We start from the raw sequence: 22,454 nt of genomic DNA on the forward strand, positions 1-22,454 counted from the left end.
GATCCCGGCCGGTTACCCTGGTCCGGATGACCGACACCCCGCCCCGCCGCCGACCGCGCGCCCTCGTGGCCGCGGTGGCCGCCGTCGCCGTGCTGCTCGGCATCGGAGCCTTCGGCGCCGGGACCGCCATCGGGCGCACGACGACTCCGGCCGCAGCGCCCTCGCCCTCCGCACCGGCGACCGCGCCGACGACCCCGCCCGCCGCGACGCCGACGCCCACCGCCCGCCCCGCCGGCACCGAGACCGCAGAGGCGCTGCGCACCTGCTCCGTCGCCGGGCTCGCCGCGGACCCGCGGCTCGGCTCGATGCAGGCGCGGGTCGTCGACGCCGCGACCGGCGAGGTGCTCTTCGACCGAGGCGGCACGACCGCCTCGCGCACCGCCTCCGCCCTCAAGATCCTCACCGCCGCCTCCGCGCTCGCCGTCCTCGGCCCCGACACCCGGTTCGCCACGACCGTCGTCGCGGGCGACACTCCCGGCAGCGTCGTGCTGGTGGGCGGGGGAGACCTCACGCTGAGCCGGCTGCCGAGCGGTCAGGAGTCGGTCTACGCCGGCGCCGCGCACCTCGACGACCTCGCCGCCCAGGTCGAGAGCGCCTGGGACGCCGATCCGGCGACGGCGGGCACCGCGATCTCGTCCGTCGTGCTCGACGCGTCGCTCTACTCCGGGGACACCTGGCAGCCGAGCTGGAACCGCAAGGAGCAAACCGACGGCTACATGCCCGAGATCACCGCCCTGCAGGTCGACGGCGACCGCGCGGACCCGACCGCCTCCACCTCCCGGCGGGGCGAGGACCCGATCGGCCGGGCGGGCGACGCCTTCGCCGACGAGCTGACCGGCTCGCCGACGGTGAGCACCGGCACCGCCCCGGCGGGCGCGAGGGTGCTCGGCACCGTCGAGTCCGCCCCGGTGAGCATGCTCGTGCAGCAGATGCTGCTCGTCTCGGACAATGCGATCGCCGAGATGCTCGCCCGCGTGGTCGCGATCCGCACCGGCTCGGGCAACACCTTCGGCGCCGAGCAGGCGGGGGTCCTCCAGGGTCTCGCCGGCTACGGAGTGGACACGACCGGGATCGCGATCGTCGACGGCTCGGGCCTGAGCGACGACAACGCGGTGGCCCCCGCGTACTTCACGAGCCTGCTGCGGAAGGTGCAGGCCAGGGAGGGGCAGCTCGGTGTCCTCCTCGACGGGCTCCCCGTCTCGGGGCGCACCGGCTCGCTGTCCTACGCCGACCGCTTCGCCGGCGACAACGCGGTGGCCGACGGCGCGGTCCGCGCCAAGACCGGCTGGATCGACACCGGCTACACGCTCGCCGGGGTCGTCGACGCCCAGGACGGCACCGCGCTCACCTTCGCCGTCTACGCGCTCGGCGACGTCTCCGACTCGGCGAAGACCGCCATCGACACGCTCGTCACCGGCGTCTACCGCTGCGGCGGCGCGCTCTCCGACTCCTGACCGCGCGCGAAAGCCCCGATTCCCGACCCGAGAGGACCACCATGACCACGGCACTCCTGATCGTCGACGTGCAGAACGACTTCACCGAGAACGGCGCGCTCGCCGTCGCCGGCGGCACCCGCGTCGCCGAGGGGATCACCGCCCACCTCGCCGCGAGCGCCGATCGCTACGCGGCCGTGCTCGCCTCGCGCGACTGGCACGACGGCGACTCCGACAACGGCGGGCACTTCGCCGCCGAGCCCGACTACGTCGACACCTGGCCGGTGCACTGCGTCGCGGGGACCCCGGGGGCGGAGTACCACCCGGCGCTGGCCCTGGACGCGGTCGATGCGCACATCCGCAAGGGCCAGGGTCGGCCGTCCTACTCGGCCTTCGAGGGGGCGACCGTCGACGGCGAGCCGGTGCCGGCGCTCCTCGAGCGCCTGGGCGTGACCGGACTCGACGTCGTGGGGCTCGCGACCGACTACTGCGTGCGGGCGTCGGCTCTGGATGCGCGCGCGGCAGGCCTCGAGGTCCGCGTGCTCTCCGACCTCGTGGCCGGAGTGTCGGCCGAGGCGAGCGCCGCCGCGCTGCGCGAGCTCGCCGAGGCGGGCGTGCACGTCGAGGCCTCCTCCACAGGGGCTCGTCCGTCCACAGCGGCGACCGGCTCCTGAGGAGTGCCGGGGGCCGGTCGTAGACTGAGAAGCATCGTCGTGCGGGGTCCGCGCGACTCGATCCGCACAGGAAGAGTGTTCTCGTGAGTGATTCCGTCGTTCGAAGCGCCGCCGAGGCGGCCCTGCTCGCCCGCGTCCCCGCGCAGCTGCTCATCGGCGGCGCCTGGGTCGACGGCTCGGGCGGCGGCACGATCGACGTCGAGGATCCGGCCACCGGCGAGGTGATCCGCACGATCGCCGACGCGACTCCGGCGGACGGTCTGCGTGCGCTCGACGCCGCCGTCGAGGCGGGGCCGGCCTGGGCCGCGACGGCACCCCGGAAGCGAGCGGAGATCCTCCGCCGCGCCTTCGACCTGCTGCAGGAGCGCAAGGACGACTTCGCCCTCCTGATGACGCTCGAGATGGGCAAGCCGTTCGCCGAGGCGCTGGGCGAGGTCGCCTACGGCGGCGAGTTCCTCCGCTGGTTCAGCGAGGAGGCGGTGCGCATCTCCGGTCGCTACGGCGTGAACCCGGAGGGCACGGGGCGGATGATCGTCTCGCAGCACCCCGTCGGCCCGTGCTACCTGATCACCCCGTGGAACTTCCCGCTCGCGATGGCGACGCGCAAGATCGCCCCGGCCCTGGCCGCGGGCTGCACCGTCGTCGTGAAGCCGGCCGAGCTGACGCCGCTGACGACGCTGGCCTTCGCGGCCCTGCTCGCCGAGGCGGGAGTGCCCGACGGCGTGGTCAACGTCGTCACGACCTCGTCGGCGGGCGCCCTGTCCGAGCCGATCCTCTCCGATCCGCGGCTGCGCAAGGTCTCCTTCACCGGCTCGACCCCGGTCGGCCGGACGCTGCTGCAGCAGGCGGCCGAGGGCGTGCTGCGCACCTCGATGGAGCTCGGCGGCAACGCGCCGTTCGTCGTCTTCGAGGACGCGGACCTCGACCGCGCGGTCGAGGGCGCGATGCTCGCGAAGTTCCGCAACATCGGGCAGGCCTGCACGGCCGCGAACCGGTTCTTCGTGCACGAGTCGATCGCCGAGGAGTTCGCCGCTCGCGTCACCGAGCGGGTCCGCGCTCTGACCGTCGGCCGCGGCACCGAGGCGGGCGTCACGATCGGTCCGCTGATCGACGACCGCGCGGTCGACAAGGCGGCCTCGCTCGTCCGGGACGCTGTCGACCGCGGCGCGGAGATCCGCATCGGCGGGCACGGCGTCGACGGAGCGGGGCACTTCTACGAGCCGACGGTGCTCGCGGGGGTCGCGCCCGGCAGCGAGATCCTGCGCACCGAGATCTTCGGCCCGGTGCTCGCGATCGTGCCGTTCCGCGACGAGGACGAGGCGGTCGCTCTCGCCAACGACACCGAGTTCGGGCTCGTCTCCTACGTCTTCACCCGCGATCTCGCCCGCGGTCAGCGGATGATCGAGCGGCTCGCCACCGGGATGATGGGCCTCAATGTCGGCGTCGTCTCCAACGCGGCGGCGCCGTTCGGCGGCGTCAAGCAGTCGGGCCTCGGCCGCGAGGGCGGCCTCGAGGGCATCCAGGAGTACCTCAGCACGAAGTACACGCTCACCCCCGATCCCTTCGCCTGATCCGTGGAGCTGATCGAGGTCCGCTCGCTCGAGGATCCCCGGCTGCGCGACTACGCGCACGCCACGGACGTCGCGCTGAAGAACGCCCGCGGCCCGCACGGGCTCTACCTCGCGGAGTCGGCGCTGGTGCTCGAGCGGGCCCTCGCCGCGGGGCACCGGCCGCGCTCGGTGCTCTCCCTCGGCGGCTCCGTCGAGGAGGCCGAGCGGCTGCTCGGCGGCCGGGACGTGCCGGTGTTCACCGGGCCCGGCGAGCTGCTGGCCGAGCTGACCGGCTACACGCTGCACCGCGGCCTGATCGCCGCGCTGGACCGGCCGGTGCTGGCCGACCCCGCGGAGCTGCTCGCCGACGCGCGCCGCGTGGTCGTGATCGAGAACGTGGTCGACCCGACCAACGTCGGCGCGATCTTCCGCTCGGTCGGCGCGATCGGCGCCGACGCCGTGCTGGTGACGCCGCGCTGCTCCGACCCCTTCTACCGCCGCGCGATCCGCGTGAGCATGGGCACGGTGCTGCAGGTGCCGTGGACGCGGGTGGGCGACTGGCCGGGCACCCGCGCGCTGCTGCACGACGCGGGCTTCACGATCGCGGCAATGGCGCTGACGCCGGAGGCGGTGCCGCTGCGCGACTTCGCCGCCGCCGCTCCGGAGCGGGTCGCGCTCGTCCTCGGCACCGAGGGGGAGGGGCTCACCGCCGAGGCGCTGGCCGCAGCGGACGTCGCGGTGCAGATCCCGATGCGGCACGGGATCGACTCGCTCAACGTCGCCGCCGCGAGCGCGGTCGCGATGTGGGCACTCGCGGCGCCCTGACCCCCGTCCGGGCCGTGGTCCGTCATTCCGCGCAGGCCTGGCACGCCGCTCCGCGGGCCTGCGCTACGCTCGCCACGAAACCGCCCGGCACCGGCCCTCCGCTGCCGCCCCGTTCCTCCGCCACCGCCCACTCCTCGAGGTCGTCCATGTCCGAGCGCTCCCGGCCCTCCGCCGCCCGCGCGCTGCTCACGCCCGCCGCCGCGCTGCTGCTGGTGCTGACCGCCGGCTGCGCGCTGGACCCGGCCGAGGTCCCCGATTCGGGCGCCACCCCCGCGCGGACGATCCGGGCGACCGACCCCGCGCCGGGAGCGACCGACGCGATCACGGACGGCGGCGACACGGTCTCGCAGCTGATCACCCGCTGCCTCGCGCGCTACGGCCTGAACGAGCGGCCCACCGCGCCGGACGGGTCCGTGAGCGAGACGGAGTGGCTGGCGGCCCAGGAGGCGATCGCCGACTACGACCGCACCCTCACCGACTGCTCCGCCGAGGCGCTGTCCACCGACGCGCCCGCCCCGACGATCGCGCCCTGATGCGCGTCGAGGGCTGCGCGGCGCTGGTCTCCGGCGGAGCCTCGGGGCTCGGAGCCGCGACGGCGCGCGCCCTCGCCGAGGCCGGAGCGCGGGTCGTCGTGCTCGATCTGCCGGCGGCTCTCGACAGCGCCGACCTGCCGGAGTCGGTCCGGCGCGTCGCGGGCGACGTCCTCGACACCGACGCCGTTCAGCGGGCCGTGGCGGCCGCCGACGGACTGCGGATCGCCGTGACCTGCGCAGGCGTCGCCACCCCGGGCCGGCTCCTCGGCCGCGACGGGCCGCTGGCGCTCGACGCCTTCGAGCGGGTCCTCCGGATCAACACCGTCGGCACGCTGAACGTCCTGCGGCTCGCCGCGGCCGCGATCGCGCAGGGCGAGCCGGTCGACGGCGAGCGCGGCGTCCTGGTCACCACGGCGTCGATCGCCGCCTTCGAGGGGCAGATCGGCCAGGCCGCCTACGCCGCCTCGAAAGGCGCCGTCGCCGCGCTGACCCTGCCGCTGGCACGGGAGCTGGCCGCGGCGCTGATCCGCGTCGTCTCGATCGCGCCCGGCACCTTCGACACCCCGCTGCTCGCCGGGCTGCCGGAGGCCGCCCGCACGGCGCTCGGCGCGGCGGTCCCGCACCCGGCCCGGCTCGGCCGGCCGTCGGAGTTCGCCGCGCTGGTGCGCCACGTGAGCGAGAACCCGATGCTCAACGGCGAGGTGATCCGCCTCGACGGTGCGCTGCGGATGCCGCCGCACTGACGACCTCCCGAAGGACCGGCCGCCCGGCTCAGACCAGCAGCTGGTGCTTGGCCAGGTCGCGGTAGAGCGGCGTCGACTCGACGAGCTCGGAGTGCGTGCCGATCCCGACGACCTCGCCCTTCTGCAGCACCACGATCTGGTCGGAGTCGACGACCGTCGAGAGGCGGTGCGCGATGACGAGGAGCGTCCGGTTCTCGGCCACGGCGTCGATCGCCAGCCGGAGGCGCTGCTCGTTCAGACCGTCGAGGCTCGAGGTGGACTCGTCGAGCAGCAGGATCGGCGGCGCGGCGAGGAGCGCGCGGCCGATGGCGAGGCGCTGGCGCTCGCCGCCGGAGAGCATCACGCCGCTCTCGCCGACGGGCGCGTTCAGGCCGAGCGGGTTGCGCTCGAGCACATCGGTGAGGTTCACGGCGTCGAGCACCCGCAGGCAGTCCTCGTCGGAGGCGTCGGGGCGGCCGAGCACGAGGTTCTCGCGCAGGGTGCCGGCGAGGACCGGTGCGTCCTGCTCGACGTAGCCGATCTGGGCGCGGAGGGCGTCGCGGTCGATCGCGGTGATGTCGACGCCGCCGAGCCGGACCACGCCGGCCTCGGGGTCGTAGAAGCGCTCGATCAGCGCGAGGATCGTGCTCTTGCCGGCACCGGACGGTCCGACCAGGGCGGTGCGCTTGCCGCGCGGGACCGTGAAGGAGACGCCGCGCAGGACGGTGCGGTCGCGCGCGTCCTCGTCGACGTCGAGGGCCTTCTCGTCGTAGGAGAAGACCACGTCGTCGAAGGCGATCGCGGAGTCCGCGACGCCCGGGCCGAGGCCGCCGCCGTCGCGCTCGCCGTCGCCCTCGATCGGCAGGTCGATGATCTCCTGGATCCGGCCGAGCGCGCCGAGGGCCGAGTTGACCGAGGTGATCGCGCCGATGAAGTTGCCGAGCGGCATCACCATCATGAAGAGGAAGAGGATGAACGACACGAGCTGCGCGATGTCGATCGCGCCCGAGGCGACGCGGTAGCCGCCGACGCCGAGCACGGCGAGGAAGGCCACCTGCATCGCGATCCCGGCGACCGGGACGACGAGCGCCGAGATGTGCGCGACGCGGATGCCGAGCCGGTACGCCTCGGTCGCGTGCGTGTCGACGACGGCGATCTCGCGGTCGGTGGCGCCGGCGGCGCGGATGGTGCGGACGGCGCTGATCGCGCGCTCCACGGCGGCGGCGAGGTCGCCGACCTTCTCCTGCGCCTTCCGGCTGGCGACGCGGATGCCGCGCCCGAGGGTGAGGGCCGCACCGAGGGCGACGGCGACCACGACGACGATGATCAGCAGCAGCACCCAGTCGATGATCGCCATGGCGACGATCGCGCCGACGAAGAGCAGCGAGCCAGCGATCGAGTCGACGAGGCCCTGGGTGAGCACGGCGCGCAAGAGGGTGGAGTCGGAGCCGACCCGGGAGACGAGGTCGCCGGTGCGGCGGGCGTCGAACTCGCGGATCGGCAGGCGGAGCAGCCGCGCGACGAGGCGGCGGCGGCTGGAGAGGACGATGCCCTCGCCGGTGCGCTGGAGGAGGTAGTGCGCGAAGCCGGAGATCAGGCCGGAGGCGACGACGAGGACGAGGAGCGCCCAGACGAGCGGGCCGAGGTCGAGGCCGTCCTGCACGCGGGTGATGACCTGGCCGACGACGAGCGGCTGGGCGAGGCTGGCGGCGGCGCCGAAGAGGCTGAGCACGACCACGACCGAGAGGATGCCGCGGTGCTCCAGCAGGTAGGGGACGAGCTGCGAGAAGGAGGCGCGGGGGCCGTCGTCCTTGCCGCGGCGGGGCCGCCGTCCGCCGCGCGTGCTCTCCGTGGTGCTGCTCATCGCTCGTTCGTCCTCGCTCATGCCCTGCCGTACTTCTTGTGGACCGCCTGGCGGCTGACGCCGAGGCAGAGCGCGATCAGCTGCCAGGAGGCGTTCGCGTTCCGCGCGCGGCGCACGGCGAGCGCCTCGGCCCGGTCGAGCTCGGCGCGCAGGCCGTGGATCGCTCGGAGGGCGGTGATCGGGTCGTCGGCGCCGGCGTCCCCCGCGAGGGTCGTGATCGTGCCGTCGTTCATTCTGCCTCCTCCTTGCTGCGAGCGGGCCGTCGGTCGCGCTCGCCGATGTGTCAACCGCGATTGACGTCCAGTCTGCGCGCCCCGCTCGAGAGCTGTCAACTCGCATTGACGCGCGGCGCGGGACGACGGCCCGCTGCGAGGCCCGGAGACAGGTCCGGCCCGCCGGGGGAACCGACGGGCCGGACGTGCAGGGCAGGAGCGCCCTACGACACGTTGTCGTGGTACGCCGTGTGCTGCGTCTCCTTCGAGAGCAGCAGGGCGATCAGCGTCAGCACCGCCGCGCCGCTGAGGTAGAGGCCCACCAGCAGGGTGCTGCCGCCGGCCGACTGCCAGAGCGCCACCGCGATGATCGGGGCGAGCGCCGCTCCGAGGATCGACGCGAGGTTGTACGACATCGCCGAGCCGGTGTAGCGGACGTTGGTCGGGAAGAGCTCGGGCAGGACCGCGCCCATCGGGCCGAAGGTGAGGCCCATCAGCGTGAAGCCGAGGATCAGCACCGCCATCACGCCGGCGAAGCCGCCGCTGAACAGCGGGACGAAGAGCAGGCCGAAGACGAGGATCGCCGAGGTGACGACGAGCAGCGTGCGGCGGCGGCCGAACCTCTCGGCCAGCGGTCCGGAGACCAGCGTGAAGATCCCGAAGAAGACGACGCCGACGATCAGCATGATCAGGAAGTCGTTGCGGCTGTAGCCGAGGCCCGGGGTCGCCGCGTCGGAGGGCGTGGTGCCGTAGGTCAGCGTGAACGTGGTCATCAGGTAGAAGAGCACGTAGGTCGCCAGCATGATGAACGTGCCGAGGATGAGCGGGCGCCAGCTGGTCTTGAAGACGCGGGCGAGCGGCAGCTTGGCCACCTCGCCGTTGTCGACGACCTTCTGGAACGCGGGGGTCTCGACGAGCTTGAGGCGCACGTAGAGGCCGACGATCACGAGCACGGCGCTCGCGAGGAACGGCACGCGCCAGCCCCAGGCGGCGAAGGTCTCGTCGCTCATGGTGCTCGCCAGCACCAGGAAGAGCACGTTCGCGACGATGAAGCCGATCGGGGCGCCGAGCTGGGGGAAGGTGCCGTAGATGGCGCGCTTGTTCGCGGGGGCGTTCTCGGTCGCGAGGAGCGCGGCACCGGACCACTCGCCGCCCAGGCCGAGGCCCTGGCAGAAGCGCATCACGACGAGCAGGAACGGAGCGAGGAACTCCCAGCCCGGCGTGAGGGCGGTCGGCAGGCAGCCGATCAGGAAGGTCGCGATGCCCATCGTGAGGAGCGAGGCGACGAGGGTCCCCTTGCGGCCGACGCGGTCGCCGAAGTGGCCGAAGATGATCGAGCCGATCGGGCGGGCGATGAAGGCGACGCCGAAGACCGCGAAGGAGGCGAGGAGGGCGACCGCCGGATCCTCGTTGACGAAGAAGAGCGACGGGAAGACCAGGACGGCGGCCGTCGCGTAGGCGTAGAAGTCGTAGAACTCGATCGAGGTGCCGATGAGGCTCGCCAGGATCACCCGGCCCCGCGAGTTCTGCGGGGCGGCGGCGGGAGCGTCGGCTGCGGTACGGGAAGAAGACATGGAAGAGGGCTGCTCCGATGGAGGGGTCTCCCGGTGCCGGCGGGGGCGGCGTCGATCGGGCGCTGCGGGCCGCGGGGGCCGAGGGGGAGGGAGGGTAGGGCCGCTCGTGACGACCCGTTCACTTTACTCCGCGGTCTCCCAGCAAGAGCGCCTCTCAGCACTCAGCGTCGGCGCCCCCGAGAAGGGGGTCGCCGGCGCTGAGTGCCGCGGGAGAGCGGCGTGCGAGGTCGCCCGCTAGCCGCGCAGCTCGCGGAGGACGAGTGCGGTCGCGATCGCCGCCTCCGCCGCCTCGCGGCCCTTGTCCTCCTTCGAACCGGGCAGCCCGGCGCGGTCGAGGCCCTGCTGCTCGGTGTCGAGGGTGAGCACGCCGAAGCCGACCGGCTTGCCGGTCTGGATCGAGACGTTCGTCAGGCCCGAGGTCGCCGCGTCCGAGACGTACTCGAAGTGCGGGGTGCCGCCGCGGATGATGACGCCGAGGGCGACCACCGCGTCCGCGCCCGCCTCGAGGGCGGCCTTCGCGGCGACCGGCAGCTCGAACGAGCCGGGGACGCGCACGAGCGACCAGGAGGCGCCGGACTCGTCGAGCGCGGCCTTCGCGCCGGCGATCAGCCCGTCGGTGATCTGCTGGTGCCAGGTCCCGGCGACGACGACGACGCGGAGGCCGCTCCCGTCGACGGTGGAGGTGGTGGGGGCGCCGCTACCGGCCATGGCTTACTCCTTCGGTGTCGCGCCAGAGGGTCCGGCGTCGAGGGGGTCGAGTCCGACGAGGGCGTCGAGATCGCTGAAGTGGCCCATCCGGTCGCGCTTGGTCGCGAGGTAGCCCTGGTTGAAGGCGCCGACGCCGGCCACCAGCGGCACGCGCTCGGAGACGGTGATGCCGCGGTCGGTGAGCTGGCGCACCTTCTCGGGGTTGTTGGTGAGCAGGCGGACGTCGGTGACGCCGAGGTCCTCGAGGATGCCGACGGCGGCGCCGTAGTCGCGCGCGTCGGCGGGCAGGCCGAGCGCGAGGTTGGCGTCGAGGGTGTCGAGCCCGTCCTCCTGCAGCCGGTAGGCGCGGAGCTTGTTGATCAGCCCGATGCCGCGGCCCTCGTGCCCGCGCAGGTAGATCACGACGCCGCCGTCGCGCTGGATCGTGTCCAGCGCCGCGTCGAGCTGAGGCCCGCACTCGCACTTCAGCGAGCCGAAGGCCTCGCCGGTGAGGCACTCCGAGTGCACGCGCACGAGTGTCCCGCGGCCGTCGCCGACGGGGTCGGCCACGACGGCGACGTGGTCCGCGCCGGTCTGGCGGTCGCGGTAGGCGCGCAGCCGGAACGGGCCGTGGGTGGTCGGCACGGTCGTCTCGACCTCGAAGCTCACCCGCGGAGTGTCGCGGGCCGGCTCCACGCTGGTCGCGTCGAGCTCGGCGTGGTGCTCCTCGAGATAGGCGATCAGCGCGGCGACGGTCGTGACCGGCACGCCCTCGCGCTCGCCGAGGGCGATCAGACCGGGGAGGCGCATCATCTCGCCGTCCTCGGCCACGATCTCCGAGATGGCACCCACGGGCTCGAGCCCGGCGAGGCGCATCAGGTCGACCGCCGCCTCCGTGTGCCCGTCGCGCTCGCGGACGCCGCCCTCGACGGCGCGCAGGGGAAGGATGTGGCCGGGGCGGTGCAGCCGCGACGGGGTGGCGTCCGGGTCGGCCAGCACGCGGAGCGTGTGCGCGCGGTCGGAGGCGCTGATGCCGGTGGAGAGCCGGTCGGCGGCGTCGACCGAGAGCGTGTAGGCGGTGCCGCGCGGGTCCTCGTTGTCGACGACCATCAGCGGCAGCTCCAGGCGGTCGGCGATCTCGTTGGTCATCGGCGCGCAGATGAATCCCGAGGAGTGGCGGACCATCCAGGCGATCGTCTCCTGTGTCGCGAGCTGGGCCGAGACGATGACGTCGCCCTCGTTCTCACGGCCCTCGTCGTCGGCGACGATGATCGGCCGGCCGGCGCGGAGGGCCGCGACGGCCTCGGGGATGCTGGCGAGGCTCATGCTCGACCTCCGGTGCTGGTGGCGGACCGCAGCGCGAGCATCCGCTCGACGTGACGGGCGAGGATGTCGGTCTCGATGTTGACGCGGTCGCCGACGGCGCGGGCGCCGAGGGTGGTGGCGGCGAGGGTCTCGGGGATGAGCGACACCTCGAACCACTGCTCCGGCTCCGTGGCGGGACTGATCGCCGAGACCGTCAGCGAGACGCCGTCGACCGCGATCGAGCCCTTGTCGGTGACCAGCGGTGCCGCCTCGGCGGGGAGCGAGAAGCGCAGCACCCGCCAGGCGTCGCCGGGCGTCACCGCGAGCAGCGTCGCGGTGCCGTCGATGTGGCCCTGGACGATGTGGCCGCCGAGGCGGTCGCCGACCAGCGCCGCGCGCTCGAGGTTCACGGAGTCGCCGACCGCGACGCCGTCGAGGGTCGACATCCGCAGGGTCTGCGCCATGACATCGGCGGTGAAGCCGTCGGCCGACTGGTCGACGACGGTGAGGCAGACGCCCGAGACCGCGATGGAGTCGCCGTGGCGGGCGCCCTCGACGGCCAGGGGGCCGCGCACGGTCAGGCGGATCGCGTCGGTCCCTGCCGAGACCGCCGTGACCACGCCGACCTCCTCGATGATTCCGGTGAACATCAGGACTCCTTCTGCGGGGCGGGCGGCCGGCGGGCGGGGGAGCCCGGCCGGGCGGTGACGAGGAGGTCGCCGCCGAGGACCTCCACGGAGCGGAGGTCGAGGCGGTGCGCGCCGGCGATGCTCTCGACACCCAGGTCGTCGAGGGCGAGTCGCGGGCCGCCGAGCAGCGCCGGGGCGAGGTAGACGAGGAACTCGTCGACGAGGCCGTCGGCGACCAGGGCGGAGGCGAGCGTCGGGCCGCCCTCGACGTAGACGTTCCGCACCTCGGCGTCGTAGAGGCGGTCGAGGACCGCGGCGAGGTCGTGGGTCCGCTCGAGGATCGGGCGGCGCGGGTGCTCGAGGACGCGGGCGCCGGCGGGGAGGCCGCGCTCGCCGACGACGACGGGGAGCGGCTGCTCGGCGAGGAGCTCGCCGGCGTCGCCGCGGGCGGTCAGGCTCGGGTCGTCGGCGAGGACCGTGCCGGTGCCGACGAGGATCGCGTCGGCGGCGGCGCGCTGCTCGTGCACCCGCTGCCGGGCCGCGGCGCCGGTGATCCAGCGGCTGCTGCCGTCGGCGGCGGCGGTGCGGCCATCGAGCGTGGACGCCCACTTGAGGGTCACCCAGGGGCGGCGGCGGCGGGTCGCGGCGAGCCAGACGTGCAGGAACTCCTCCGCCTCCTCGGCGAGGACGCCCTCGACCACCTCGACGCCGGCCGTGCGGAGGGTGTCGCCGCCGCCGGCCGAGCGGTCGCCCGGGTCGCCGACGGCGTAGACGACGCGGGCGACGCCGGCGTCGATCAGGGCGCGGCTGCAGGGGCCGGTGCGGCCGGTGTGGTTGCAGGGCTCGAGCGAGACGACGGCGGTGGCGCCGGTCGCGGCGCCGGGGGCGAGGGCGGAGAGGGCGTCGACCTCCGCGTGCGCGGTGCCGGCGCCGTGGTGCCAGCCCTCGGCGAGCACCGAGCCGTCGGGCGCGAGGAGGACGCAGCCGACGCGCGGGTTCACGCCGCGGGCGGGGCCGCGCTCGGCGAGGGCCAGCGCCCTGCGCATCGCGTGCTCGAAGTCGATCGTCATTCCCGGTTCCGTTCGTCGCCGAACTCCGGGGTGCGAGCGGCGGTGCGCGGGCACCGTCGTTCAGCGCCGCGCTCGCGCGCGACGCTCGTGCTGCCTCCCATCCGGACTTTCACCGTCGGTCCCGGAATTCCACCAGGTCAACCGCCTCCCACCGAAGTGGTCAGCGGCTCGCGGACTGTCACCGCCGGTTCGGACTCTCACCGACCCCGGAGCACGTTGTATCCCTCTCAGCCTACTCACCGCGGCTGGGAGCGGGGTCTTGCAGCGTCATGCTCGTCGCCGGCGGGTCTCGATACGCGCTTCGCGCTACTCGACCAGCATGCAAGGGCGGCGGCGGCTCCTTCATGCTGATCGAGTAGCCCCCGCAGGGGGCGTATCGAGATCCGCCGAACGGGTCAGGACCGGTCGGCGGCGGCGGCGTGCTCGGCGTGCGCGCCGTGCTCGTCGTAGTGGTCGCCGTGCAGGGCGTGGCGGTGGGTGCCGTGCGCGTAGTCGACGTGGTCGTCGTGCTGGACGGTGGTGTGGCCGCAGCCGTCGCCGTGCTCGTGCTCGGTGACGTCGTGCTCGGCGTGGAGGTCGGTGGTGCTCATGGTGCTGCCTTTCGGAGGAACGAGGCCGCCGGTCGGTGGCCGGGTCCAGTCGACCAGATCCATAAACACATCGCAATACATTCTGGTAATCGAGAGTGATGATCATCCGCAGCAGCGGGCTACCCTCGAGGCGATGGACGAGGACAGGTACGGGCAGGACGTGCTCGCCGGGAACTGGCGGGCGAAGAACACGGTCGAGGTCGCGGTGGTCGAGGCCGAGCGCGATCTCGTGGTCGAGGAGGTCGCCTCCGGCTTCGTCGGCGCCGTCATCGGCGTGGAGCTGAGGATGGTGAAGCTCGAGGACCGCTTCGGCAAGGTCCGCGTCTTCCCGATCGGCCCCGGCTTCCTGATCGACGGCAAGCCGGTGTCGCTCAAGGCTCCCGGCCTCAAGCGCGACGCGAACCTCGGCCGGGCGCGCTCCGCCTCCGGCTCCTTCCACGTCGCCGATGCGAAGGCGCGCGTCGCGCTGCCGAGCCGCATCTACGTCGAGGGCCGGCACGACGCCGAGCTGGTCGAGAAGGTCTGGGGCCACGACCTTCGGATCGAGGGCGTGGTCGTCGAGTACATCGAGGGCGTCGACAACCTCGACGAGCTGGTCCGCGCCTTCGCCCCCGGTCCGGGACGGCGGATCGGCGTGCTCGTCGACCACCTCGTCCGCGGGTCGAAGGAGTCGCGGATCGCCGACGCGGTCGCCGCCGGGCCGCACGGCGCGCACGTCCTCGTGGTCGGCCATCCCTTCGTCGACGTCTGGCAGGCGGTCAAGCCCGCCCGCGTCGGACTCGAGCGCTGGCCGGACGTCCCGCGCTCCATCGAGTGGAAGAAGGGCATCTGCCAGGCGCTCGGCTGGCCGCACGACGAGCAGGCCGACATCGCGCGCGCCTGGCAGCGCATCCTCGGGCAGGTCCGCACCTTCAAGGACCTGGAGCCCGCGCTGCTGGGCCGGGTCGAGCAGCTGATCGACTTCGTGACGGAGCCGGCGTGACCCGCCGCGCCGGGCTCGGGCTGGCGCTCGACGTCGTCCTCGTCGCGGTCTTCGTCCTGATCGGGCGGCGGACGCACGACGGCGGCTCGGTGCTCGAGGGCTTCCTCGTGACGCTGTGGCCGTTCGCCGCGGCCCTGCTGCTGGGCTGGGTGATCGCGCGCGCCTGGCGCACGCCCGACCGGATCCTCGTCTCCGGGCTCGTGGTCTGGATCGTGACCGTGGCCGGCGGGATGCTGCTGCGGGTGCTCTCGGGGCAGGGCGTGCAGCTGAGCTTCGTGGTCGTCACCACGATCGTGCTCGGGGTGTTCCTGCTCGGTCGCCGGGCGCTCAGCCGGCGGATCGGGCGCCGGCGCGCCTAGCGGCGGCGGTGCGCCTCAGCCGAGGACGCGCACGCCGAAGTGCTCGGCGAACAGCGGCAGCATCAGGCTGAGCTGCAGCTCGGTGAGCGCGGCGCCGCGGAGTCCGTCGAGGCCGCCGAGCACGTGCAGCTCGGCGCCGCGCAGGTCGAGGTCCTGGATCATCGCGCCGGGCACCTCCAGCGAGCGGACGTCGCAGTCGGTGAAGGCCACCCGCGAACCGGTGGCCCCGCCGAGGTCGAGCTCGTCGATCGTGCAGCGCTCGAAGAGGACGTCGCGCAGGGTCGCTCCGCGCAGGTTGACGTAGCCGAGCTTGCAGTCCGAGATCCGGACCTGCTCGAAGGTGCTCTCGTAGAGCTCGGCCGAGCCGAGCCGGGAGGAGGCGAGCTCGATCGAGCGCCAGCGGCTGCGGGGCGCGGACAGCCCCGGCACGTCCAGCCGCTCGAGCCGCGACTCGACGAGGGAGGCGGCGCGCAGCTGCGCCCGCTCGAGGACCGCGCCGTCGAGCACGCACTCGCTGAAGGAGGCGGCCGTCAGGTCGGCGCCGGTGAGGTCGACGCCGTCGAAGCGGAGGCCCTCCGCGTGCTCCCGGGCGCCGGTGTCGCCGGCGTAGCCCTCCGCGAGGCGGTCGAGGACGAGCGGATCGAAACGGGGAGCGGGGAGGGCGGCGCGCACCCGGCGAGCCTACGCGGCGAGCCCCCCGCGCACCGCGCACCGGCGAGCCTCTGCGCGCGAGCGGGGCCCGGCGGTGAGAGCATGACCGCATGCCCCGACTCCTCGCCGTCTGCCGCGTCGACCGCCTGCTCCCGGACCCCGGCCTCGTCGGCGTGACCGCGATCGACAAGCGCCCCGTCGAGGGCCCGGTCGTCATCCGCGATCTCGGGGTCTACGCCGACGTGCAGGCCGACCGCGCGCACCACGGCGGCGAGGCGAAGGCGCTCTACGCCTACGCCCGCGAGGACGCCGAGTGGTGGGCGGAGCGGCTCGGCTACCCGATGCCCGCAGGCCGGTTCGGCGAGAACCTGCGCGTCGAGGGACTCGACCTCACCGGCGCCGTGATCGGCGAGCGCTGGCGGATCGGCGAGAAGGTCGAGGTCGAGGTGACGATGCCGCGGACGCCGTGCGCCACGTTCCAGCGCGTGCTCGGCGAGCCGCAGTGGGTGAAGCGCTTCGCCGAGGCGGGGCGCACCGGCGCCTACCTGCGCGTGCTGCACCGCGGGAGCATCGAGGCGGGCGACACGATCGAGGTGCTCTCGCGCCCGGAGCGCGCCGTGCCGCTGCGCCGCTGGTTCGTCGAGCGCCGCGCCGACGACGCGCAGACCCTCCTCGACGCCGAGGCCGCGGGCGAGCTGCGCCTCGCCGCCGACCTGCGGCCCTACGTCGAGCGCGCGCTCGCCTGACCCGCGGTCTCGATACGCCGCTGCGCGGCTGAGCGGCTGGAGACAGCATGCTGATCGAGTAGCCCTCGGAGAGGGCGTAGCGAGATCCACCGTCGTCCAGTGGGCGGGTCTGGATACGCCGCTGCGCGGCTACTCGACCAGCATGGCGGGGCCGCTGCGCGGCTGCTCGACCAGCATGGAGGGGGCGCTGCGCGGCTGCTCCGCCGGCACTGAGGGGCCGCCGCGCGACTCCTCGAGCCGCGGCGGCCCTCCGCAGGAAACTCCGGGAGGATGGGGGGATGAGTCTGACGCTGCTCGAACGGATGCCGACGCCCGACGCCGACGGGCGCGTCGACGACGACGCGGTGTATCTGGCGTTCACGGAGTGGGCCGAGGCGCGCGGGCTGCCGCTGTATCCGGCGCAGGACGAGTCGATGATCGAGATCTCGTCGGGGGCGAACCTGATCCTGTCGACGCCGACCGGCACCGGGAAGTCGCTGGTCGCGATCGGGGCGCACGCCGCCGCGCTGGCGAACGGCCGGCGCAGCTATTACACGGCCCCGATCAAGGCGCTCGTGTCCGAGAAGTTCTTCGCGCTGGTCGACGTCTTCGGCGCCGCGAACGTCGGGATGGTGACCGGCGACTCCTCGGTGAATCCGGACGCGCCGATCATCTGCTGCACCGCCGAGATCCTCGCGAACCTGGCGCTGAGGCACGGCGCCGAGACCGACGTCGACCAGGTCGTGATGGACGAGTTCCACTTCTACGCCGACCCGTCCCGCGGCTGGGCCTGGCAGGTGCCGCTGCTGACGCTGCCGCACGTGCAGTTCGTGCTGATGTCGGCGACGCTCGGCGACGTGACGGCGCTCGCCGCGGACCTCACCCGGCGGACGGGGCGCGAGACCGCCACCGTCACCGGCGTCGAGCGGCCGGTGCCGCTGCACTTCTTCTACGAGATCGCGCCGATCCACGACTCGATCGAGGAGCTGCTCTCGACGAACCAGGCTCCGGTCTACGTCGTGCACTTCTCGCAGGCCGCGGCGCTCGAGCGCGCGCAGGCGCTGACCAGCGCCAACATCGCCACCCGCGAGCACCGCGACCGCATCGCCGAGGTGATCGGCGGCTTCCGCTTCACCACCGCGTTCGGCAAGACCCTCTCGCGCCTGCTCCGGCTCGGGATCGGCGTGCACCACGCGGGCATGCTGCCGAAGTACCGCCGCCTGGTCGAGCAGCTGGCCCAGCAGGGCATGCTGCGGGTCATCTGCGGCACGGACACCCTCGGCGTCGGCATCAACGTGCCGATCCGGACGGTGCTGCTCAGCGCGCTGACCAAGTACGACGGCGTGAAGAGCCGCCAGCTCTCGGCCCGCGAGTTCCACCAGATCGCCGGGCGGGCCGGCCGCGCGGGCTACGACACCGCGGGCACCGTGGTGGTGCAGGCGCCCGAGCACGAGTCCGAGAACCGCAAGGCGCTCGACAAGATGGGCGACGACCCGAAGAAGCGGCGCAAATGGGTCGGCAAGCGCGCACCGCAGGGCTTCGTCAGCTGGGGCGAGCCGAGCTTCCGCAAGCTCGTCGACGCCGAGCCCGAGACGCTCACCTCGCACATGACCATCACCTCGTCGATGCTCCTCAACGTGATCGCGCGCGGCGGCGACGTCTTCGCGAACGTGCACGCGCTGATCTTCGACAACCACGAGCCGTGGAAGCGGCAGCTCCAGCTGGCCCGCCGCGCGCTGGGCATCTACCGCACGCTGCGCACCGCGGAGGTGGTCGAGCAGATCGTCGACCGCGACGGCGTGGTCCGCATCCGGCTGACCGTCGACCTGCAGCCCAACTTCGCGCTCAACCAGCCGCTCTCGCCGTTCGCGCTCGCCGTGTTCGACGTGCTCGACCCCGAGTCGCCGACCTTCGCGCTCGACGTGATCTCGGTGCTCGAGGCGACGCTCGACGATCCGCGGCAGATCCTCGGCGCCCAGCAGTTCCAGGCCAGGGGCGACGCGGTCGCCGCGATGAAGGCGGACGGGATCGAGTACGAGGAGCGGATGGAGCTGCTCGAGAGCGTCACCCATCCGAAGCCGCTGCAGGAGCTGCTCGAGGCGACCTTCGAGACGTACACCGCCGTCCAGCCGTGGGTGCGCGACTTCGAGCTCTCGCCCAAGTCGGTCGTGCGCGACATGTACGAGCGGGCGATGTCGTTCGGCGAGTACTGCGCCTTCTACAAGCTCTCGCGCTCGGAGGGCCTCGTGCTGCGCTACCTCTCCGACGCGTTCCGGGCCGCCCGGCAGACGATCCCCGACGAGATCAAGAACGAGGAGCTGCACGATCTGATCGAGTGGCTCGGCGAGCTGGTGCGCCAGGTCGACTCCTCGCTGGTCGACGAGTGGGAGGAGCTGGTCAACCCGGCCCTGCACGCCGCCGACCAGGCGATCGTGCCGCCCGCCCCGCGACGGCTCACCGCGAACCACCGCGCGTTCCGGGTGCTGGTGCGCAACGAGCTGTTCCGGCGGGTCACCCTCGCGGCGCTGGACGACCACGAGGCGCTCGGCGAGCTGGACGCGGCGGCGGGCTTCGACGCCGACGCGTGGGGCGAGGCGCTCGACGACTACTACGACGAGCACGACTCGATCGGGATCGGCCCGGACTCGCGGGGGCCGAAGATGCTGCTCGTGACCGAGACACCCACCGAGTGGCGGGTGCGGCAGATCCTCGACGATCCGGCCGGTGATCACGACTGGGGCATCTCGGCGACGGTCGATCTCGCGGAGTCGGACGAGGCGGGTGCCGCGGTCGTGCGGGTCACCGCGGTCGGGCGGCTCGACGGCGCGAGCTGACGGCCCTTCGCGCGGCCGAACGCCGCGAGCTGCCCCCGCAAACCGACGCTGGGCGCCGCACGTCGCGTTTTCCGCGACACATCGAGCCCTCATACTGGTTCGCGTGGCAACGGGATCAGGGGACGCGCTCGTCGCGCGCGAGCGGCTCGCCTGGATCGACACGACCCGCGGCCTCGGCGTCCTCGCGGTCGTCCTCTTCCACGTCCTGATCTGGAGCTTCGCCACCGTCGCGGACCCGGCGTCCTCCGTCGCCGCGCTCTGGGACCAGGTCGGCGGCTCCCTCGGGCGCATCCGGATGCCGATCCTGTTCGCGCTCGCGGGGCTGCTGGCGCAGTCCGGCCTCCTCCGCGGCTGGCGGCGCGGCTCCGCCCGCGTGCGCCTCGTCTCGAACTACTACCTTTACGCGGTGTGGGTCGTGCTCTACGCCGTGTTCTTCGCCCTGCTCGCGCGACCGGACTTCCCGCACTCGATCGACTCGCTCGACCGCGTCCTGCTGCAGTTCGTCTTCCCGACCACCACGCTCTGGTTCCTCTTCGCGCTGGCGCTCTACCCGGCCGTGCTGGTGCTGCTGCGGGCGCTCCGGGTGCCCTGGTGGGGGATCCTGCTGCTCGGCACCGCCGCCTGGTTCCTCGCGACGAACCTGCGGGTGATCCTCTTCGGCGACGCGCTGCTGGCGAACTTCGTCTTCTTCGCGCTCGGCGTCCTCGGTGCCGAGCAGCTGCGCCGCTTCTCGCGGCCGGGCGTGCTGGTGCTGCTCGCGCCGCTCGGGGTGTTCCTGCTGGCGGTCGTCGGCGGCCGCGTCGCGGACGGGCCCGTCGCGCAGATCGCCGGGTTCGTCGTCAGCGCGAGCGCGATCCCGCTCGCCGTGGCCTGCGCCGCCCTGCTCTGCCGCTGGGCGCCGGCCGCGCGGGTCGGCTCGGCGATCGGACGCCGGACGCTGCCGATCTACCTGCTGCAGGTGCCGCTGCTGGGGCTGTGGTCGCTCGTCGCGAACCCGGATGCGGCGTGGCTGACCGGACTGCTCGAGAGGCCGGTGGCGGCGCTGCTCTACCCGCTGGTGCTCACGGCGGCGATCGTCGTGCTGTCGCTCGGGATCCGCCGGGTGCTCGCGCTGATCCCGGGCGATCCGCTGTTCACGGTGCCGGCGCCGCTCGCATCGCTGGCGCGACCCGCGCGGGCCGGACGGCACTCGGGCTGAGAGCCGGTCAGGCCCAGATCTGGGCCAGGTACTCGCTCGTCACCTGCGGGCTGCGCTCGTGCACGTCGTCGGCGGTCCACTCGAGGATCGACTCGTCGATGATCCATTCGCCCTCCTTCGGGGCGGCGCCGGTCGTCTCGTAGCCCGCGGTCGACCCCGAGACGGACGCCCAGGTGGCGGCGCCCATCGGGCCGATGAAGGTGCTGTCGAGCGCCGAGCAGCCGAACTCGACGCCGGGACCGTTGGAGGCGCCGAAGCTGCCGTCCTGATCCGCCTCGTCCGGGACGGGGAAGACGCGCTTGACGACGTCCGCTCCGACGACCAGGCAGTGCTGGTAGCGCACGTTCTCGGCCGAGCCGATCTGGAACGCGGTGTTCGTCGAGGCGAAGTCGATGCAGTCGATGCTCGTGATGTCGCCGTAGTAGTTGCCGCCCTGGCCGGAGAACTGCACGGTGTCGGTGTGCGCGCCGGAGCCCTTCTCCTTGTAGGCGGGAGCGGTGTAGCAGCCGATCCGGAAGATGTGGCGGAGGCCGCCCGCGCCGTCGGTCGGGGTGCGCATGCTCGAGACGTCCTCGTCGCGGAGCTGGGCGTCCGGGACGACCACCTCGACCAGCTCGACGTTCTCGGTGAAGTCGGTGCCGTCGACGCCGTAGACGTTGTAGGCGTTGGTGGTGATCCGCGCGAAGGCCGAGCTGCTGCAGCCGGAGGCGAGGAAGGCGCCGTTGGTGACGATGCCGACGAGCGCGACGTTGTAGACGCGGAGCAGGCGCCAGGAGTTGGCGGTGGTGACCGTGCCCCAGCCGTCGCGCGGGTAGACGAGGACGCGGGTGTCCCGATCGAGCGTGCCGATGTCCTGCATCATCGGGGACGAGCTCGAGCCGGCGCCACCGCCGGGCAGCTCGCCCGGTGCGACGAGGATGCGGATGGTGTCGGCGGGCCCCGCGGTGTCGAGCGCCGTGGTGATCGCCTCGCTGATCGCCGACCAGGAGCACTCCACCTCGACCTCGAGATCGACGTCGCCGGTGAACCACGGGGTCCGCGAGGGCCAGTGGGTGCCGTTCGGGCCGAAGGACGGCGTCGGGGTCGGGACGCCGGCGAGCAGATCGAGCTCGGCGGCCGGGGTGCCCGGCTCGCCGGAGACGCCGGGCTGGTCGGGCTGCAGGGCGCGGTACGCGGCGTAGCCGCCGCCGCCGAGGGCGACGAGGCCGAGACCGGCGCCGACCGCGCCGAGCACGACGGCCCGGCGGGAGGGCCGCTTCGGCGGGAGCTCGTGGAACTGCGACGCGTCGAAGGGAGGCTGCGCGGAGGAGGGCGAGGAGGAGTCGGCCAAGGGTGTCCAAACCGTCAGTGGGCGGTGCCGGAGGCGGCACGCCTCGGGTCCGGCGCGCCACGCTGTGCCGTGAGCGCAGCCGTCGGGACGTCGGCGCGCTCCAACGCACCCTAGCAGCCGGGGTCGACGGGAGTCCTGGGAGGGGGGTGCCGGGCGAGGCGGGTGCTGTCGGTGGGTGGGTCTCGATACGCCGCTGCGCGGCTGCTCGACCGGCATGGTGCGGGCGTGCGGCTGCTCGGCCAGCGCGGAGGCGGGAGACCGGCCGTCAGCGGCCGCGCAGCTCGCGCTTGCGCATCTGGGCGGCGATGTCCGCCTCGGTGATCTCCTTCTTCGCCGGGCCCCAGAGGGCGGCGGCCTGACTGGCCACGCCGATGCCGATGCCGAGCATCGGCCAGACCGGCCAGAAGTAGCCGTCGGCGCCCGTCGCGAACCAGACGCCGGTGCTGATCGCGGAGACGGTCATCCAGCCGCCGACCGAGCCGGCGAAGTCGCGGCGGCGCTTGAGGTCCTTGACGGCCTGGGCCCGCTCGATGTCCTCGGGGCGGGCGAGCTCGACGTCGGGTTCGGCGGCCTCCTGCGGCTGCGGGGGCGTGCCGGATCGCTCGACCCCGGTCGCCGGCTCCTCGCGCCGCGACGCCGGCTCCGGCGATCCCCAGACGTTCTCGCTCATGCGACCCCTCCGCTCGTCCTGCCGCCCAGCCTACGCA

22 protein-coding genes and 1 riboswitch are annotated in these 22,454 nt (G+C 73.4%); of the genes, 11 read left to right on the forward strand and 11 right to left on the reverse strand.

The window, feature by feature from the left end; genetic code table 11:
- The first annotated feature begins 26 nt into the window (after positions 1 to 26).
- The 6 genes from dacB (at position 27) to HRK28_RS12120 (ending at position 5,758) form a co-directional block, all read left to right on the forward strand.
- The gene (gene dacB / locus HRK28_RS12095) at positions 27 to 1,454 is read left to right on the forward strand and encodes a D-alanyl-D-alanine carboxypeptidase/D-alanyl-D-alanine-endopeptidase (RefSeq protein ID WP_173251704.1); all 1,428 of its coding nucleotides are present in this window, start codon (positions 27 to 29) and stop codon (positions 1,452 to 1,454) included.
- A 41-nt stretch (positions 1,455 to 1,495) separates the two neighbouring features.
- On the forward strand, positions 1,496 to 2,107 hold the full coding sequence (locus HRK28_RS12100) for an isochorismatase family protein (protein ID WP_160090499.1): 612 nt from the start codon (positions 1,496 to 1,498) through the stop codon (positions 2,105 to 2,107).
- A gap of 83 nt (positions 2,108 to 2,190) precedes the next feature.
- On the forward strand, positions 2,191 to 3,678 hold the full coding sequence (locus HRK28_RS12105; protein WP_173251706.1) for an NAD-dependent succinate-semialdehyde dehydrogenase: 1,488 nt from the start codon (positions 2,191 to 2,193) through the stop codon (positions 3,676 to 3,678).
- Between the two features lie 3 nt (positions 3,679 to 3,681).
- Entirely contained in the window at positions 3,682 to 4,482 is an 801-nt protein-coding gene (locus HRK28_RS12110; RefSeq protein ID WP_160090497.1) for an RNA methyltransferase, read from the forward strand.
- 146 nt (positions 4,483 to 4,628) lie between these two features.
- Entirely contained in the window at positions 4,629 to 5,015 is a 387-nt protein-coding gene (locus HRK28_RS12115) for a hypothetical protein (protein WP_160090496.1), read from the forward strand.
- Positions 5,015 to 5,758, forward strand: a complete 744-nt coding sequence (locus HRK28_RS12120; protein WP_173251708.1) for an SDR family NAD(P)-dependent oxidoreductase — start codon at positions 5,015 to 5,017, stop codon at positions 5,756 to 5,758. The genes HRK28_RS12115 and HRK28_RS12120 overlap by 1 nt, the downstream gene beginning before the upstream one ends.
- A gap of 28 nt (positions 5,759 to 5,786) precedes the next feature.
- On the opposite strand, the gene HRK28_RS12125 is transcribed toward HRK28_RS12120, so the two are convergent.
- The 8 genes from HRK28_RS12125 to HRK28_RS12160 form a co-directional block, all read right to left on the reverse strand.
- Positions 5,787 to 7,601: an ABC transporter ATP-binding protein gene (locus HRK28_RS12125; protein ID WP_160090494.1), complete on the reverse strand. Its 1,815-nt coding sequence runs from the start codon at positions 7,599 to 7,601 to the stop codon at positions 5,787 to 5,789.
- A gap of 17 nt (positions 7,602 to 7,618) precedes the next feature.
- A complete protein-coding gene (locus tag HRK28_RS12130; RefSeq protein ID WP_160090493.1) occupies positions 7,619 to 7,834 on the reverse strand; it encodes a hypothetical protein in 216 nt (71 codons plus the stop codon).
- A 203-nt stretch (positions 7,835 to 8,037) separates the two neighbouring features.
- Positions 8,038 to 9,387: an MFS transporter gene (locus HRK28_RS12135; protein ID WP_160090492.1), complete on the reverse strand. Its 1,350-nt coding sequence runs from the start codon at positions 9,385 to 9,387 to the stop codon at positions 8,038 to 8,040.
- A 234-nt stretch (positions 9,388 to 9,621) separates the two neighbouring features.
- Complete coding sequence (gene ribH / locus HRK28_RS12140) at positions 9,622 to 10,095, reverse strand: 6,7-dimethyl-8-ribityllumazine synthase (RefSeq protein WP_160090491.1); 474 nt, start codon at positions 10,093 to 10,095, stop codon at positions 9,622 to 9,624.
- Between the two features lie 3 nt (positions 10,096 to 10,098).
- Positions 10,099 to 11,400, reverse strand: coding sequence for a GTP cyclohydrolase II (gene ribA / locus HRK28_RS12145; protein ID WP_160090490.1), 1,302 nt, complete (start codon positions 11,398 to 11,400; stop codon positions 10,099 to 10,101).
- Positions 11,397 to 12,029 (reverse strand): riboflavin synthase, encoded by a 633-nt coding sequence (locus HRK28_RS12150; protein ID WP_173251710.1) that lies wholly within the window; start codon positions 12,027 to 12,029, stop codon positions 11,397 to 11,399. The genes ribA and HRK28_RS12150 overlap by 4 nt, the downstream gene beginning before the upstream one ends.
- Entirely contained in the window at positions 12,029 to 13,078 is a 1,050-nt protein-coding gene (gene ribD, locus HRK28_RS12155; protein WP_244231656.1) for a bifunctional diaminohydroxyphosphoribosylaminopyrimidine deaminase/5-amino-6-(5-phosphoribosylamino)uracil reductase RibD, read from the reverse strand. Before ribD ends, HRK28_RS12150 begins: the two co-directional genes overlap by 1 nt.
- Positions 13,079 to 13,162: 84 nt before the next feature.
- Positions 13,163 to 13,296: riboswitch (FMN riboswitch) on the reverse strand.
- A 177-nt stretch (positions 13,297 to 13,473) separates the two neighbouring features.
- On the reverse strand, positions 13,474 to 13,668 hold the full coding sequence (locus tag HRK28_RS12160; RefSeq protein WP_160090488.1) for a zinc transporter permease: 195 nt from the start codon (positions 13,666 to 13,668) through the stop codon (positions 13,474 to 13,476).
- Positions 13,669 to 13,801: 133 nt separating this feature from the next.
- On the opposite strand from HRK28_RS12160, the gene HRK28_RS12165 reads away from it, so the two are divergent.
- Positions 13,802 to 14,650 carry a DUF3097 domain-containing protein gene (locus HRK28_RS12165; RefSeq protein WP_173251712.1) on the forward strand — a complete coding sequence of 283 codons (849 nt, stop codon included), beginning with the start codon at positions 13,802 to 13,804 and terminating at the stop codon, positions 14,648 to 14,650.
- Complete coding sequence (locus HRK28_RS12170) at positions 14,647 to 15,009, forward strand: DUF3054 domain-containing protein (RefSeq protein WP_160090486.1); 363 nt, start codon at positions 14,647 to 14,649, stop codon at positions 15,007 to 15,009. The genes HRK28_RS12165 and HRK28_RS12170 overlap by 4 nt, the downstream gene beginning before the upstream one ends.
- Before the next feature lie 15 nt (positions 15,010 to 15,024).
- Here the strand turns inward: HRK28_RS12170 and HRK28_RS20860 are convergent, their stop codons facing one another.
- Positions 15,025 to 15,681: a pentapeptide repeat-containing protein gene (locus HRK28_RS20860; protein ID WP_173251714.1), complete on the reverse strand. Its 657-nt coding sequence runs from the start codon at positions 15,679 to 15,681 to the stop codon at positions 15,025 to 15,027.
- 89 nt (positions 15,682 to 15,770) lie between these two features.
- Between HRK28_RS20860 and HRK28_RS12180 the strand changes: the two genes are divergently transcribed.
- From HRK28_RS12180 to HRK28_RS12190, 3 genes are all read left to right on the forward strand, one after another.
- Positions 15,771 to 16,406 carry an MOSC domain-containing protein gene (locus HRK28_RS12180; RefSeq protein WP_160090484.1) on the forward strand — a complete coding sequence of 212 codons (636 nt, stop codon included), beginning with the start codon at positions 15,771 to 15,773 and terminating at the stop codon, positions 16,404 to 16,406.
- Positions 16,407 to 16,684: 278 nt separating this feature from the next.
- Positions 16,685 to 19,219, forward strand: a complete 2,535-nt coding sequence (locus HRK28_RS12185) for an RNA helicase (protein WP_160090483.1) — start codon at positions 16,685 to 16,687, stop codon at positions 19,217 to 19,219.
- A 103-nt stretch (positions 19,220 to 19,322) separates the two neighbouring features.
- Positions 19,323 to 20,417, forward strand: a complete 1,095-nt coding sequence (locus HRK28_RS12190; RefSeq protein ID WP_173251715.1) for an acyltransferase — start codon at positions 19,323 to 19,325, stop codon at positions 20,415 to 20,417.
- Between the two features lie 7 nt (positions 20,418 to 20,424).
- Here HRK28_RS12190 and HRK28_RS12195 read toward each other — a convergent pair whose 3' ends face one another.
- Both HRK28_RS12195 and HRK28_RS12200 read right to left on the reverse strand, forming a co-directional pair.
- Complete coding sequence (locus HRK28_RS12195; protein WP_173251717.1) at positions 20,425 to 21,747, reverse strand: hypothetical protein; 1,323 nt, start codon at positions 21,745 to 21,747, stop codon at positions 20,425 to 20,427.
- A 265-nt stretch (positions 21,748 to 22,012) separates the two neighbouring features.
- The gene (locus HRK28_RS12200; protein WP_160090480.1) at positions 22,013 to 22,417 is read right to left on the reverse strand and encodes a 2TM domain-containing protein; all 405 of its coding nucleotides are present in this window, start codon (positions 22,415 to 22,417) and stop codon (positions 22,013 to 22,015) included.
- Positions 22,418 to 22,454: the final 37 nt, after the last annotated feature.

This window comes from Rathayibacter sp. VKM Ac-2835 (genome assembly GCF_013266705.1).
GTDB lineage: Bacteria > Actinomycetota > Actinomycetes > Actinomycetales > Microbacteriaceae > Rathayibacter.

Excerpts from the sequence above, each read along its gene's own strand:
- HRK28_RS12150 (WP_173251710.1), bottom strand. The coding sequence starts at position 12,029 with ATGTTCACCGGAATCATCGAGGAGGTCGGCGTGGTCACGGCGGTCTCG.
- HRK28_RS12100 (WP_160090499.1), top strand. The coding sequence starts at position 1,496 with ATGACCACGGCACTCCTGATCGTCGACGTGCAGAACGACTTCACCGAG.
- HRK28_RS12185 (WP_160090483.1), top strand. The coding sequence starts at position 16,685 with ATGAGTCTGACGCTGCTCGAACGGATGCCGACGCCCGACGCCGACGGG.
- HRK28_RS12120 (WP_173251708.1), top strand. The coding sequence starts at position 5,015 with ATGCGCGTCGAGGGCTGCGCGGCGCTGGTCTCCGGCGGAGCCTCGGGG.
- HRK28_RS12200 (WP_160090480.1), bottom strand. The coding sequence starts at position 22,417 with ATGAGCGAGAACGTCTGGGGATCGCCGGAGCCGGCGTCGCGGCGCGAG.
- HRK28_RS12115 (WP_160090496.1), top strand. The coding sequence starts at position 4,629 with ATGTCCGAGCGCTCCCGGCCCTCCGCCGCCCGCGCGCTGCTCACGCCC.
- HRK28_RS12125 (WP_160090494.1), bottom strand. The coding sequence starts at position 7,601 with ATGAGCAGCACCACGGAGAGCACGCGCGGCGGACGGCGGCCCCGCCGC.
- HRK28_RS12130 (WP_160090493.1), bottom strand. The coding sequence starts at position 7,834 with ATGAACGACGGCACGATCACGACCCTCGCGGGGGACGCCGGCGCCGAC.
- HRK28_RS12135 (WP_160090492.1), bottom strand. The coding sequence starts at position 9,387 with ATGTCTTCTTCCCGTACCGCAGCCGACGCTCCCGCCGCCGCCCCGCAG.
- ribH (WP_160090491.1), bottom strand. The coding sequence starts at position 10,095 with ATGGCCGGTAGCGGCGCCCCCACCACCTCCACCGTCGACGGGAGCGGC.
- ribA (WP_160090490.1), bottom strand. The coding sequence starts at position 11,400 with ATGAGCCTCGCCAGCATCCCCGAGGCCGTCGCGGCCCTCCGCGCCGGC.
- dacB (WP_173251704.1), top strand. The coding sequence starts at position 27 with ATGACCGACACCCCGCCCCGCCGCCGACCGCGCGCCCTCGTGGCCGCG.
- HRK28_RS12180 (WP_160090484.1), top strand. The coding sequence starts at position 15,771 with ATGCCCCGACTCCTCGCCGTCTGCCGCGTCGACCGCCTGCTCCCGGAC.
- HRK28_RS12160 (WP_160090488.1), bottom strand. The coding sequence starts at position 13,668 with ATGAGCACCACCGACCTCCACGCCGAGCACGACGTCACCGAGCACGAG.
- HRK28_RS12165 (WP_173251712.1), top strand. The coding sequence starts at position 13,802 with ATGGACGAGGACAGGTACGGGCAGGACGTGCTCGCCGGGAACTGGCGG.
- ribD (WP_244231656.1), bottom strand. The coding sequence starts at position 13,078 with ATGACGATCGACTTCGAGCACGCGATGCGCAGGGCGCTGGCCCTCGCC.